We start from the raw sequence: 14,580 nt of genomic DNA, 5'->3' as shown, positions 1-14,580 counted from the left end.
GCTGTCCATTGGCTGTGCAAATCATACGAGGCTGTAGGCTGCTTATGGTCAGCACACAACACGGCTTACAATAGATGAATCATAACCATAAAAAACCTCCTATGATATATAATTTATCATAGAAGGTTTAATATCATAACTAATTTACAGACAATTTCATAGCGCTGTTTATTCAGATATACCAAAAGAATTAATTTTCTCTTCTATTCCGTCTCTTCTTATAGCACTTTTTTCTAAGTTGCGTGTATCGGTTCTAATAACGTCATAGAGGGCAGCACCAATCATTTCTCCTGCCTGTTGCAGTCTGTCCAAACTAATATTAATTTTGATTGTATCCTCTGGTTTATGATACCAAGGTTCCAAATTACCGTCTTCATCTCCCCAAATAAAGCATGCTGCAGGAATTCCTATTTCACCAAAATATCTGTGGTCTGATGATGAACCTTTACCTACCTCCAGAATGTTGTTGCCTAATCTCATTCCGGATGCCACTGCTGATTCTGTAACTAAGTTTGGCTGTCCGTTTGTTGTATCTGCATACAGTATGTTACAAGGGCCATGACTGGTTGCAATCATATCCATGTTAAAATTAGCAATGCTTTTGTCCAGCTCATTTTGAGAAAGATGTTCAACATAGTAATAAGAACCGTCTAATCCTATTTCCTCTGCACCGCATGCAATGAATCTTATTTCTTTATCAGTTGGATATGATTTTAAGATTCTTGCAAATTCTATCAACATTGCTGTACCGGATGCATTGTCATTTGCTCCGGGAGCGTGTGGAACACTGTCATAATGAGCTGTTATGTATACTATGCCTGTATTTGCTTTTAGTGGTTTTCTTGTAGCAATTACATTTTGTGACTCTGTCATTAATTCTGCCTTTATTGTAACTGTAACATCAGAATTTTTCATTGATTGAAAAATTACTTGTCCGTCCTCCAGGGATATGGATATATATGGAATTGTGCTTTTGTATTCTCCTAAAGTAGGATTTACGTTTCCCGGAGCGTTATTATACATAAGGACACCTATAGCACCTGCTTCGACAGCGTTCTGTGCTTTGATAGCAAATGAAACACTTCCTCTTTGTACAAATGCAATTTTTCCTTTAACATCAGCAGGAAAATCAGTTGCAGCTGCTCCCAGACCACAGTCTACCAGTTTGCCTGTTATACCGTCCAGATCAGTATACCCTGAGCCAGTTGCTGTATTCACCATAAAAAGTTTGTCCTTAAGAATGTCTACAGTCAATTCTGATACAACATTATTGATTTCAAAAGTTTGAACCTCAACGTCATATCCTAATTTCTCAAACTGTTTGCTGATATAATTTGCTGCTTGTCTCTCTTCTGCAGTTCCGGCTACCCTTGGACCAATTGTTTCACTTAAGTATTTAATGTGTTCAAGCGCTTTTCTGGAATCAATTCTAGCAAGCACTTTTTGGTCAAATGCTGTTGATGCATTTGTATTGATTGCGGCAAATGATGATATGGAAAATACCATCATAAAAACAAGGATCAAAGAAAGTATTCTACAACTTTTTTTTACCATATGTTTTTCTCCTTATTATATTTTTTTATCAGCTGATTTATGAGAGTATAACATAGGCTTATTGTTAAAAATTATCGAAAATTCTATTTAATCAAATATTTTTTTAATACAAATTATACGGAGTTATGACAGTAATAATTATTGTTTAAACCAGAAAAATTTATGTTATAATATTAATAAAATTTTAGAGGTTGTATTAATTATTAATTAGTCAATGATTTTGGGAATAACATATATTATAAAAATGGAGGGTAACATGAAAATTAGAACTTTTAAAGTTGAACAGTGGATGAACGATTATGAAAATGATGCAATCTATAACCTTGGTGAAACTTGTATTGATTCAATGACCTTGGGTGAATTAATAGAACTTTCAGGCCAAAATCCGGATAAATATTTAGCCTCACTAAAAGACAAAAGAATGACTTACAGCCACATTTACGGCTCTCCGGAACTGTTAGACGGCATATCAAGCTTGTATAAGAATATTGTACCCAGCCAGGTTATTCCTGCCCATGGTGCCGTTGGTGCAAATCATCAGGTTATAATGTCCATGATAGAACCTAAGGACAACATGATATCAGTAATGCCTACCTATCAGCAGCATTATTCAATTCCAGAGTCAATTGGAGCTGAAGTAAGAATTCTCCAACTGACACCGGAAAATAATTTTCTTCCTGATCTGAAAATTTTGAAAAGTCTGGTTGATGAAAAGACAAAGATGATCACAATAAACAATCCTGACAATCCAACAGGTTCATGGATTCCGGATGATGTTATGATGGGGATAGTTGAAATAGCAAGAAGCGTCAATGCATACATTTTGTCTGATGAAGTATACAGAGGAATTTCTGAAGATGGAAGTTACATGACTTCAATTGCTGATATATATGAAAAAGGAATTTCAGTAGGCAGCATGTCCAAGATATTCTCCCTTGCAGGGCTCAGAATGGGATGGATTGTATCAAGAAACGAAGAAGTAATAGAAGCATGCCGCAAAAGAAGAGATTACGATACAATAAGCTGCGGCGTATTGGATGATTTGTTTGCAAGTATGGCTCTTGCCAACAAGGAAAAAATATTTGAAAGAAACAGAAAAATATTGATCAAAAACAGGGAGATACTTGACCAGTGGGTGAATGAAACTCCGGAAGTAAGTTATATTAAACCTGTTGCAGGAACAACAGCTCTTGTATATTATAAGAAGGATATGCCATCATACGATTTGTGTGTGAGATTAATAAAAGAAAAAGGTGTTTTATTTACTCCAGGCTCATGTTTTGAAATGGAAGGCAGCGTAAGAATAGGTTATGCATTTGATTCCAAGACATTAAGAGAAGGTTTGGATAAGTTTACTGAATTTCTGAGAGAAATCTAGAAGCTAAAGAAACACTAATAACTAGAGTATAAAAGATTTTGTGAGGAATGTGATGCAAATAGAAAAAAATAAATGATTTAGAAAAACTTAAATGCCCTGTTTCAGATAAATGCGGAGGCTGCCAGTTGCAGCATTTCAGCTATGAGAAGCAATTGCTGGAAAAGCAGGAACAAGTAAATGCTCTTTTGGAGAAATTCTGCAAGGTGGAAGATATTATCGGAATGGAAAGTCCGTATTATTACCGAAATAAAGTCCATGCGGCATTTGATACAGACAAAAAGGGCAATGTCATATCAGGAGTATATGAGGCAGGGTCTCATAGGGTTGTTCCCATAGACAGCTGTTTAATAGAAGATCAGCCGGCAGATAATATTATTGTCACTATCCGAGGTATGCTTAAATCATTTAAGATAAGAACATACGATGAAGACAAAGGAATAGGACTGTTGAGGCATGTTTTGATAAGGACCGGTCACTTAAGCGGTGAAATAATGGTTGTACTGGTGCTTGCTTCTCATATATTTCCATCGAAAAATAATTTTATTAAAGCTCTTTTAAAAAAACATCCGGAAATAACAACAATAGTCATGAATGTGAACAGCAAAAAAACAAGCATGGTTCTTGGAGAAAGAGAACAAGTGCTGTACGGCAAAGGGTTTATAGAGGATACTTTATGCGGCAAAGTTTTTAGAATTTCACCAAAATCATTTTACCAGATAAATGCTGTTCAGACAGAGGTTTTATACGGAAAGGCAATTGAGCTGGCGGATTTAAAAGGAAAAGAAACAGTAATTGACGCATATTGCGGAATAGGAACCATAGGAATAATTGCCAGCAACCATGTTAATAAGGTAATAGGCGTTGAGGTTAACCGTGATGCTGTAAAAGATGCAATAACAAATGCTAAAAGAAATAAAGTAAATAATATTTATTTCTACAATCAGGACGCAGGTGAATTCATGAACCAAATGGCTGCAGAAAAGCAGTCAGTAGATGTTGTGTTCCTTGATCCACCAAGATCAGGAAGCACAGAAGAGTTTATGAACTCAATGATTTTACTGAATCCTAAAAAAGTGGTTTATATTTCATGCAATCCGGTAACTCTTGAAAGAGACCTGGCATACCTTGTAAAAAGAGGCTACGAAGTAAAAAAAGCAATCCCGGTAGACATGTTCCCCGGAACGGAGCACGTTGAGACGGTCTCGCTGATAGTCAGAAAAAACTAAATCGTATTTTATAAAACGCGCTATATTTTTGCGCGTTTTTTACTGTGCCAAGAATGGTAGCAACTAGTCGCTGAAAGTCCGATATGAGGGTTGAGGAGACAGATTTTGCGGCTATGATATTATTGGATTTTTTTATTGACAATGCGACCATGTGGTCATATAATGGTTGTATAGTAATGTGACCATGTGGTCACAAAAGTATGAAAGGACGTAAAAATGCCAAATACAGCTTTTTTCAATTTGTCAGAGGACAAAAGAAACTTAATTATTTCAGTAGCGATTGATGAGTTTGCCTCAGCAAATTATGACACAGCCAGCATTAATCAAATATGCAAGAAATCAAATATTGCTAAAGGAAGCTTCTACCAGTACTTTACGGACAAACTTGACCTTTATATCTATATAATGACTATAGCAATTGAAGAAAAGGTTAATTTTTTCACTACAATTTTAGAAAATTTTAAAACATTAACACTGCTGGAGCAAATTCGCTTACTGTTCATCAAAGGTATTGAATTTGCTAAAAAAAATCCACAATATGCTGCCTTAGGCGAACAGTTTTTAAAAGAGAGCAATGAACATGCTAAGCAGGCAGTAATTAAAGAGGGAGAAAAACGATCAGATATCATATTTGCTCAAATGATTGATTATGCAAAATTAAAAGGTGAAATTAACAGTGAGGTTGATACTCTGGCTTTAAGCATGATGTTGCAATCTCTTAATAAAACGGTAAATGAGTATATATTAAACAAATATGGCGGTACTAATCATATCAATTTTAGTGAAGATACTAATGAATTAGTTGATTCATTACTTAACATTATTTTTAACGGAATAAAGCCCATATAGAAATTAAGGAGGTTCTCATTATGAATAAAAAAATGGATTATATATTAGGAATTTTTTTTTCGGTAGCTACGGTGTTATTTATAATATTATTTTTAACAAATGATATAATATTCAACTGGGCATTTGCCAGACATCATAATATATGGAGCTGGTATATAAGACCTTTGTTTATAATTCCGATTACATTTTTTGCTTTTAAGAAAAGCTTAACTGGAATATTTGCTTCTATTTTTGCACTGTTTACTAGTATGTTTTGGTTTCCTGCACCTGAAACAAGCAGCCCTCAGGTTATGACATTTCTTGCCTATGAAATGGAGTATTTAAAAGGAGTATGGACTGCACCTAAAATTATAATGAGCTTATCTGTTCCGATATTCTTTATTGTTCTTATTATCGCTGCTTGGAAAAAAAACTGGAGGTTGCTTCTAGGAGTTGTGATTGCAGCAGCTTTATTAAAGATTATATGGAGCGTTGTATTTAGTGGAGAAGCTGGAATGTCCGTATTAAAACCGGCAATTACAGGCTTAATCATTTGTATTGGAGGCGTTTATTATTATAAGAAAAATCTGTCGAAAAAGAAGTGATGTATATGGAATTCATTCACTTTTTCTTATAATGGATATGTTTCCTCGAACGAACGGTTTCAATGACATTAATCCTGTACTTTCAAGCCACGTGGAATGTGTTGTGTTGCTTGAGAAGAAATAGCTTGAAAGTAAAGAATTTGCTGATTTTAAAGTTAATATTATGATGTGTTTTATGTTCCCTCGGCTAAAAGTTCGAGGGAATTTTTGCATAGGCTGTAATCTGTTTGTCGGAATTAAGCAATTTTGCTAAATTGTTTGAATGGAAACCTAAGAAATTATTCTTTGCGATTGTCTTATAAACTAATTATAGTATATTCCGTTTCTCTAGAATATTTGGTATAATTAAACTAAAGAGAAAAATATTGGTGAAATAGAAGGAGGCTTGAGGTATGATCAACATAACATATAAGGACCTGTCTTCGGACGGCCCTGTTGAGGAGTGCAGGGACCTCTGCAATGCGTTAATGAAGCTGCAGGCAGATAGGGGCGTGAAGTATAAAGAAATATTAGAATCGATGGATTTTGAAAATAGACTCAAGCCGGCATTCAATGGGGCGAAAAAACGATTTCTTTATGTCGCGTATGACAGAGATAAGCCTGTGGGATATATTTTCTGCGAAGCAGACACTGTAACAGAGGAGACTAAGAAAGCGAGACCGGGATGGGCGGACTTGATTCCTGAAAACGCTGGAGAACTATATCCGAGCAATTTGGTTGTGCCGGCTGTAGCATCACATCTCAACAACCTCTACGTGCTGCCGGAATATAGAGAACAGCACATCGGCAGTGAGCTGATGGACAAAGGAATGGAATGGCTACGAAGTGTACCGGATGTCAGATACATCTTTGTTCACGTGTCAAATGGGAACAACGCCGGATCACTGTATGAAAAGTATGGATTCATCTACAGCCACGATGTCTATGACGGCATGATAGACGCGTATATTATTGAAGTGTAAATTTTGTTGTTGAAATCAAAGAGATTAATGAATTTTTAGCTAAATTATATTGTCTGCCGCCTATACTCCAAACACGTTGAGACGGTAGTATTGATAACAAGATATAGACAAGAATATGTGGAGGCTAATCAATGCCTAAAGGAATAATAATTTTTGGTTCTGCCGGTTCAGGGAAGACTACACTTGGCAAGATGGTTGCCAAAGCGCTATCTTTTCCGTATTTCGATATTGACGACTATATCTGGAAAAAAGATACTGCCGAACCATATACCGTAATGTATTCGCGTGAGGAGAAAGCTAATCAGCTTATGGAAGCAATTTCAGGAGATGAGCATTTTGTCATGGCTGGATCGATGGATAGTTTTCATGCTCCGTTTGATCCGCTGTTTGAGCTTGCGGTTCATCTGACAGCTGACAAGGATATTCGCCTTGCTCGTGTCAATCAGCGTGCATATGAACAATTCGGTTATAGGATTCTTGAAGGAGGCGATCTCTTTCAAAATCATAGGCGTTTTCTTGACAGTGTATCGCGGTATGATACTGACGGTTCACCGAATCTGAAAACACATACCGAGTGGGCAAATACTCTTAAGTGCGAGGTTCTTCGGCTTAATGGAGCAAACCAGCTCACGAATAACTGTGACCTGATTGTCGAGGTGTATAATCGAAAAATGAGTTCTGAAACATAAACTGATGAGAGATAACTTAAAGTTTTGAGAAACTAGGAAAAAATGGAGAGTTTTTTTGAGCAAATATATGAATTAGAATATCATTACAATATGGAAGAAACTTATGAATGCATTTTGGAATTTGTGCAGAACATAGCATCTAAAAAGTAACAGTAATGATGCTTACAAAGACAGATATATTACGGCCTTACACTAGGATTTTGTAAGAATTCACCATTAATATGGACATAAATAAAGTAGTAGGGTATTTTGTAGGAGCAGTTTGAGTAAATATATATGAATATATATTTATTGGGTTTTCCAACTGGGGCATTAGAAATTTGAGTTGACGACAAAGGGATAACTGGTTTGGTGGATATCAGAATTGCAGCAACAAGGCACTTGGAGACGGTGGTATTGATGTCAAGATTGAAAAGTGGAAACTTGAAAAGTGTAGAAAATATGGGGTTCTGCGTGTTTTGCTGATTTGCAGAATGGCAGAACCCCTTGTAAAATAGCTACTCTTTGGTAATATAACTGTAAAAAAGTCGCATAGTTGAATAGACAGAAATGTTATAGGTGCCTAGACGGCAAAGTTTGCATGAGGGCAAAGAAATGTTTAGGCTCACCGGTACTAAAATATTCATACCAAGATTCCAGTGTGTTTGATTGAAAAACACCTAAATGCTCAATAATTTGTTTCGTCCATAACAAAGCTCCGGTGCAACTTGCAGTAATAAGGTTGTTATCTGCTACAGATGGTTTGTCTATATAAAAACCTTGTCCTTTATAACAAGGAGAAAACATTTCAAGAAATCCCGGTCCATTACTGGTATGCGGACGCTTATCCAATAGTCCAAAGTTGGCAAGCGCAGTGGTAGCCCCACAGATTGCACACACCGTAGCGCCTAAAGAAAGAAATTCGCTTGCTTTTTCAATGATAGCGCCATGCTTTGAGTCGTTCCATGTATCTGCGCCCGCTAAAAGTAACATGCTTGATTCACTCACAACAATATCATCAATCAAGCAATCGGGAACTATTGTCAGTCCGCCCATTGTATTGATTGGCTCTTTAGAATAACTAACCGTTTGGATCTTTACACACTGTGCGCCCTTTTTGAAAAATCGACCAGAATTCAGCTCTGAAGTAACATACCCAAGTTCCCAGTCGGCTAAAGTATCAAGAACGTAAACATATACTGTAATCATAAATTTCCTCCATTATCATTGTTTTATTGATTCATTTGCCCTTTTATAGTATCATGTAATTGTTGACAACAGTATGTCAATAATTAAAAAAGAAATTTTGAAAGGCGGCTGTCAAATGAAAGTAGATAGACTTGTTAGCATTATTATGATACTCCTTGATAAAGAGCGAATAGGCGCACAGGAGTTAGCAGATATGTTTGAAGTTTCACCTCGCACAATCTACCGTGATATAGACGCTATCAACTTGGCAGGTATTCCTGTTTGTTCAACATCAGGAGTGGGTGGCGGCTTTGAAATTATGCCGAAATACAAAATTGATAATAAGTTTTTTTCAACTGCCGACCTTTCTGCTATCTTGATGGGGCTTTCCGGTCTTTCAAACATGATACGAGGTGATGAACTGGCAAATGCTCTTGCGAAAGTCAAGAGCTTTATCCCTGCTGACAGAGCGAAAGACATTGAATTAAAAGTAAATCAAATATATATTGATTTAAGTCCGTGGATGGGTAACAGAAACATACAACTGTACTTAGAAATTGTCAAAACAGCTTTGCAGGAAAGCAGGATGCTTTCGTTTGAATATGCAGACCGCTACGGAAATAGAACCGCACGGATAGCCGAGCCGTATCAGCTTGTATTGAAAAATAGTCATTGGTATTTGCAAGGGTACTGCCATAAAAGAAGTGATTATCGATTGTTCAAACTATCCCGCATATCAAGACTACAAATACAAGAAGAAACTTTTACACCACGAGATTATCAAAAGCCGATTTTAGACTTTAAGGAAATTCTGGAAACAATGCAAACAAAAATCAAAATTCGTATTCATAATTCCGTGATGGACAGGGTACTTGATTTTTGCTCTTATGAGGACTTTTCTCCAGATGGCAATGAGCATTACATTGTTAGTTTTCCTTTCATAGAGAACGATTACTACTACAATATTCTTTTCAGTTTTGGAGATAAATGCGAGTGTTTAGAGCCGTTATATATCCGCACAGAAATAAAACGCAGAATACAAGATATAGCTATCTTATACAAAAACTAAAACATGAGTATTTTTGCTGTCAAAGGTTGAGAGATAGGATAGTAAAAAGTGTATGAAATAAAGAATTTGTGTGATTTTGTTATTTGAGATTATTGCTGAAGACGTTAAAACCATTGAAAACCTATTGTCGATGGAAATTTTATTATGTGAATTCGTTTAGTAGACAGATGTGCTTTTAATAAGTTGTGGAGATAAAATGTTGTGAAAATAGGTTTACAGTTTTTGAACGATGAAGTGTAAGATGATTAACCTATTGATTTGAAAGATTATACAAACCAGGATTTGACGCATGGATTTATTAGTCACGGGTATTAATAAGATATCATTTATTGAGGTGTATCACGTGAAAAATAGAAAAAGTAAACAAACTATTCTTTCAAACAATCCTGAATTGGAATTGTGCTCTAATGGAGATTTTAGAATTAAATTTGACTTTGTCAAACAATATGAAATCATAGATTTTCATTGCCATTTATACGAAGGACTTTCAGAATTGTTTCCTTCCTTTTTACAAAAAGAAAAGGAGAACAATAATAAGTCCTTGATGGATATGAGTTGTTTTCCTTTTTCAATGGATTTGTTTGATTTAGACAAAACTTATTTTACAAAATCGCCTAAAACATTACTGAGCTTAGATGGTATAAAAACGAAGATAAAACTTTTCACAGGCGCGTTTGTATTGAAGTACGCAACATCGAAGCGATTGATTAAGGATATGGATAATAACAGTATTAAACAAGCGGTCGTGCATCAAATTAGTGCGCTTAATGGAAACTGTGCGGAAAAGATGGATGAACTCGTTAAAGGGAATGAACGTCTCTTTACATTTGGCTCGATTCACCCTTATGACAAAGATATTCCAGGAAAAATTAAACAGTATATGTCTTTAGATATTAAGGGATGGAAATTAAACCCTCATGTTTGGGGAGTGCCGATTGATTGTAGTGAATCAATAATGTTATTAAAGCAGTTGTCTCAAACTGGTCTACCTATTTTAAGTTGTAGTGGAAACGGTTTGCCAGAAGAATTACTGCGCACGGCAATTCCGTCTAGGAAAACAAAGTGTGATATGCATACACAACAATTAAATCAATTTTATAAAGTGCTTGACAACATTCCAGACACAACATTTATTCTGGCTCATGCTGGCTGCTTTGATTTTAACGATATTATTAAGCTTATGCAAAGGTATAAGAATACCTACACTGACATTAGTGTTCAACCGGCATCCAATATCAAGCAACTAATAGAAAAGGTTGGTAGTGAACGTATATTATTTGGCACGGACTACCCATTTGTATCACAAGCATTTTCTATTTTATCAGTGCTTCGAGCAACATCCTATGAAACAGAAAGACAAAAGATTTTTTCGGAGAATGCAAAGAAAGTGCTGAAAATATAAGGCAGCACAGATTCTTTATTATTTCAAGAGGTTATTGCTTTATTTCATGGTAGTAGAAGTTGGGATTTAAATATGAAATATTTCATATAATTACAAAGAGGAGGGCCTAAAGTATGGGGTTGTTTGATAGATTGAAAGAGAAAGATGCGTAGGAGGTGACTATGCTAAAAATTGGAGAATTCTCAACTCTGACCGGAATAAGCATCCATATGCTTCGAAACTATGACAAGATCGGGCTCCTCAAGCCGGAACAGATAGACTGTATGAACAACTACCGGTTTTACGGCGAAAAGCAGATTGTCCGTGCAAATCATATTCAGGTATTAAAAAGCCTTGGTTTTGGTCTAAATGAAATATCCGAAATTCTGATGGATAACACGACAGACGACATGATCAGAAGTTTTCTGGAAAGCAAGATAAGAGAAAAAGAAGAAAGCCTTTCAATAACGGAAAGACAGATTGCGCAGATGAGGCAGGCGCTTAATGACCTAGATACGCAGAACGGCTGCACATTGTCCGTCAGCGTTAAGAAACTTTCCTCACGAAAGCTTGTCAGTCTGCGAGATTTTATACGGGAATTCACCGAAGAAGGGCTGCTATGGGAACGCTTTGACAGGGCATGCAGGGCAAATGGAGTAAAGCTTGCGGATGCACAATATTGTATGGCAATGACTCACAGCGTTGATTTTGAGAAAAAATTAATCGACACTGAGGTCTTCCGAGTCGTTGAGCAGGCTGGGCCGGACATTGAGGGACTGAGATTTTCAGATATGTCTGAAACTGAAGCAGCTGTAGTTGCGTTTCAGGGCATATACAGTCGGATAGGCGACATAAATAGGTATATTTATCATTGGATTGTGGAAAACAGTTACAGGATATCGGGGAAAGCATTCAACATCTATTATATATCGCCGGAAAATGAACCAAACCCAGAAAACTATGTTACCGAAATATGCTTTCCTATCAAAAAATAGTTCTTGACTCTCGTACAATGCTAGGGTTTATACTCCTGTTTTGAAAGAATAATTTAAGCAACAGGAGGCTTCGATTTATGAAAGAAAAATTTATTACGTTAAAGCACCATGCAGATGACTACGAATGTATGTGGAACGGTATAGAGGATTTATACATCCGGGATACCGGAGAAAAACTTCCGCCGAGTTTCTTTTTCAGTCTCTCTTCATTTGGCTCATTCTCTTATATGAAAACACCAAAATCAGACCTGAAACGAATGATTGCACTTGGAGACGGACGTACAAAGCAGATGTATGAATTTTTAGCTCCAATTGCAGGATTTGAATACAAGCATTATGAGTATAAAACATTTGAACAGGCAATAAAAAAGGCTAAGGCAGAAATTGAAGCCGGACACCCACCTGTCTTGGGTGCTCTGGATATGTACTATCTCCCATACTTATCAAAGCTGTACCATGGCGAACATATTCCCTTTCACTATATTTTGATGGTCGGTTATGACGATGATGCACAGTGCATTTATTTGGTTGACTGCGGACGCGAGGAGGTGCAAATGCTTCCCTACGATGAACTGCGTCATACATGGAATTGCAGTTATCCAGGCCTGTCAAAGCCGAACACCATCTGTACTGTCAGAATGAAAGCCACGAAGAATAAATACCAGATTGCAAAGGAAGCACTGGTAAAAAAAGGTGAGATGTTTTTGAATCCGACAGTGAGCTTTATTGGGAGAAAAGGATTTGAAAAATTTATATATGAGTTGCCCAAGCTAAGAAACGAGCTTAATAAAGGTGATTATGATAAGATACTCACCAATATGGTGACGTTTTTTGGTACGGTGCCGACTGTCCCGAATGCGTTGCGAGGAATCAATGAACCGGACGAAGTGAACTTTGGCGGCGGCTTTGATAAAATGAGCCGTGTTCTAAATGATTTGGGAAAAGAATATGAAAATAAGACATTGATTGAGACAGCCGGTCGTTTTGAAGAAGGAGCTGAAATCATTTCTGAAGTCACAAATGTCATTGTGGCTTATCTCACCGGCAAAAACGACAAGACTGACGAGCTGCCGGGACTGTTCACAAACGTATTGGAGATCATGGTTGATGGGTTTGTCCTTTTGGTAAGATAATATTCCTGAATAAATCTCAATGATAATATAAAACCTGGAGGTAAAATTATGGCTTTTGATTTTAAGAAAGAGTACAAAGAATTTTATATGCCTAAGAACACACCAGAAATAGTAAATGTTCCGGCTGCAAACTATATTGCTGTAAGAGGGAAAGGAGACCCAAATCAGGAAGGCGGTGCATATCAGCAAGCTGTAGGAATTATTTATGCGATTGCGTATACAATTAAAATGAGCTATAAGGGTTCGCATAAGATCGAAGGTTTCTTTGAATATGTGGTGCCGCCGCTGGAAGGCTTTTGGTGGCAGGATGGTATTGAGGGTGTAGACTATGAAAACAAGGACTCGTTTAACTGGATTTCAGTTATCCGTCTGCCAGATTTTGTTTCTAAAAGTGATTTCGATTGGGCAGTAGTAGAAGCGACTAAAAAGAAAAAGCTGGATTGCTCTTCAGCGGAGTTTCTGACAGTTGATGAAGGTTTATGTGTGCAAATCATGCACATAGGTCCGTTTAATGATGAACCTGCCTCTGTTGCCATCATGGACAATTATTTGAATGAAAACGGATATATAAATGATATGACAGCTTCCCGTTTGCACCACGAAATCTATCTTTCCGATGCCCGCAAAGTCGAGCCATCAAAATGGAGGACAGTCATACGTCATCCAATTAAAAAGCTTAATGCATCAGAATAGCATCAGTACAACCGGAAGCTGACAGCGAAATCTGTCAGGCTGTTTCCGGATTTGCTTGATTTAGAAATTGGACATATACTGATACTATTGGGAATATTTAATTTATTAAACTATATTAAATTTGAAGCGGGGGTTACATGAATACTGATTTTGTAAACTTAACAACAGAAAACCTTGTGAATGAACACTTATGCTGCATTATCCGCAGTAAAAAGTCCCATCCAGGTATTGAGGCAAAGCGCCAATGGCTTTCGGACCGATTAAAGGAAGGTCATGTCTTTAGAAAGTTAAATGAAAAGGCTACGGTTTTTATTGAATATGCTCCTCTTGAAACAGCTTGGGTTCCAATAGTTGGGGACAACTATTATTATTTGTATTGCTTATGGGTCGATGGCAGTCATAAAGGAAAAGGGTATGGCAAATCGCTGATGGAGTATTGTTTGGCTGATGCCAAAGAAAAGGGTAAATCCGGCATTTGTATGCTCGGAGCAAAGAAACAGAAATCATGGCTTTCTGACCAATCATTTGTAAAGAAGTTCGGCTTTGAGGTCGTTGATATTACCGATAATGGATATGAATTGCTTGCACTTTCTTTTGACGGAACAACACCAAAGTTCGCACATAATGTTAAAAACCAAGAAATTGAAAGCAAAGAGCTAACCATTTATTATGATATGCAATGCCCATATGTCTATCAAAACATTGAGATGATAAAGCAGTATTGTGAAACTAATGATGTTCCGGTATGCTTAATTCAAGTGGATACACTGCAGAAAGCAAAGGAATTGCCTTGTGTTTTCAATAACTGGGGTGTGTTTTACAAAGGAAATTTTGAGACAGTGAATTTGTTAAATGAAGCCTACTTAGAGAGAATACTCAAAAAAAACTTGAAACAATAGG

At 36.7% G+C, this 14,580-nt stretch carries 14 protein-coding genes; 12 read left to right on the top strand and 2 right to left on the bottom strand.

The window, feature by feature from the left end; genetic code table 11:
- Window positions 1-168: 168 nt before the first annotated feature.
- Window positions 169-1,554, bottom strand: a complete 1,386-nt coding sequence (locus tag BN358_RS07465) for a M20/M25/M40 family metallo-hydrolase (protein ID WP_019228606.1) — start codon at window positions 1,552-1,554, stop codon at window positions 169-171.
- Between the two features lie 256 nt (window positions 1,555-1,810).
- Between BN358_RS07465 and BN358_RS07460 the strand changes: the two genes are divergently transcribed.
- The 6 genes from BN358_RS07460 to BN358_RS07435 all read left to right on the top strand — a co-directional run bounded on the left by BN358_RS07460 (window position 1,811) and on the right by BN358_RS07435 (window position 7,242).
- Window positions 1,811-2,932: an aminotransferase gene (locus BN358_RS07460; RefSeq protein ID WP_019228605.1), complete on the top strand. Its 1,122-nt coding sequence runs from the start codon at window positions 1,811-1,813 to the stop codon at window positions 2,930-2,932.
- A 125-nt stretch (window positions 2,933-3,057) separates the two neighbouring features.
- Window positions 3,058-4,158, top strand: a complete 1,101-nt coding sequence (gene rlmD, locus BN358_RS07455; RefSeq protein WP_019228604.1) for a 23S rRNA (uracil(1939)-C(5))-methyltransferase RlmD — start codon at window positions 3,058-3,060, stop codon at window positions 4,156-4,158.
- 216 nt (window positions 4,159-4,374) lie between these two features.
- Complete coding sequence (locus tag BN358_RS07450; protein ID WP_019228603.1) at window positions 4,375-5,007, top strand: TetR/AcrR family transcriptional regulator; 633 nt, start codon at window positions 4,375-4,377, stop codon at window positions 5,005-5,007.
- Between the two features lie 20 nt (window positions 5,008-5,027).
- Window positions 5,028-5,591, top strand: coding sequence for a hypothetical protein (locus BN358_RS07445; RefSeq protein WP_019228602.1), 564 nt, complete (start codon window positions 5,028-5,030; stop codon window positions 5,589-5,591).
- Between the two features lie 392 nt (window positions 5,592-5,983).
- Window positions 5,984-6,553 carry a GNAT family N-acetyltransferase gene (locus BN358_RS07440; RefSeq protein ID WP_019228601.1) on the top strand — a complete coding sequence of 190 codons (570 nt, stop codon included), beginning with the start codon at window positions 5,984-5,986 and terminating at the stop codon, window positions 6,551-6,553.
- 131 nt (window positions 6,554-6,684) lie between these two features.
- The gene (locus tag BN358_RS07435; protein ID WP_019228600.1) at window positions 6,685-7,242 is read left to right on the top strand and encodes an AAA family ATPase; all 558 of its coding nucleotides are present in this window, start codon (window positions 6,685-6,687) and stop codon (window positions 7,240-7,242) included.
- A gap of 552 nt (window positions 7,243-7,794) precedes the next feature.
- Here the strand turns inward: BN358_RS07435 and BN358_RS07430 are convergent.
- Window positions 7,795-8,430 (bottom strand): type 1 glutamine amidotransferase family protein, encoded by a 636-nt coding sequence (locus BN358_RS07430; RefSeq protein WP_019228599.1) that lies wholly within the window; start codon window positions 8,428-8,430, stop codon window positions 7,795-7,797.
- 115 nt (window positions 8,431-8,545) lie between these two features.
- Between BN358_RS07430 and BN358_RS07425 the strand changes: the two genes are divergently transcribed.
- The 6 genes from BN358_RS07425 to BN358_RS07400 all read left to right on the top strand — a co-directional run bounded on the left by BN358_RS07425 (window position 8,546) and on the right by BN358_RS07400 (window position 14,579).
- A complete protein-coding gene (locus BN358_RS07425; RefSeq protein WP_019228598.1) occupies window positions 8,546-9,478 on the top strand; it encodes a YafY family protein in 933 nt (310 codons plus the stop codon).
- A 343-nt stretch (window positions 9,479-9,821) separates the two neighbouring features.
- Complete coding sequence (locus BN358_RS07420; protein WP_198018351.1) at window positions 9,822-10,880, top strand: amidohydrolase family protein; 1,059 nt, start codon at window positions 9,822-9,824, stop codon at window positions 10,878-10,880.
- Between the two features lie 161 nt (window positions 10,881-11,041).
- Window positions 11,042-11,854: a MerR family transcriptional regulator gene (locus BN358_RS07415; protein WP_019228596.1), complete on the top strand. Its 813-nt coding sequence runs from the start codon at window positions 11,042-11,044 to the stop codon at window positions 11,852-11,854.
- A gap of 77 nt (window positions 11,855-11,931) precedes the next feature.
- On the top strand, window positions 11,932-12,987 hold the full coding sequence (locus tag BN358_RS07410) for a BtrH N-terminal domain-containing protein (protein WP_019228595.1): 1,056 nt from the start codon (window positions 11,932-11,934) through the stop codon (window positions 12,985-12,987).
- A gap of 48 nt (window positions 12,988-13,035) precedes the next feature.
- Window positions 13,036-13,680, top strand: coding sequence for a GyrI-like domain-containing protein (locus tag BN358_RS07405; protein ID WP_019228594.1), 645 nt, complete (start codon window positions 13,036-13,038; stop codon window positions 13,678-13,680).
- A 137-nt stretch (window positions 13,681-13,817) separates the two neighbouring features.
- On the top strand, window positions 13,818-14,579 hold the full coding sequence (locus BN358_RS07400) for a GNAT family N-acetyltransferase (RefSeq protein WP_019228593.1): 762 nt from the start codon (window positions 13,818-13,820) through the stop codon (window positions 14,577-14,579).
- The last annotated feature ends 1 nt before the right edge of the window (window position 14,580 follow it).

The organism is Sedimentibacter sp. B4 (assembly GCF_000309315.1).
Classification (GTDB): domain Bacteria; phylum Bacillota; class Clostridia; order Tissierellales; family Sedimentibacteraceae; genus Sedimentibacter; species Sedimentibacter saalensis.
Note: the sequence above shows the minus strand (reverse complement) of the source record. Positions and strands in the feature narration are given on the sequence as shown.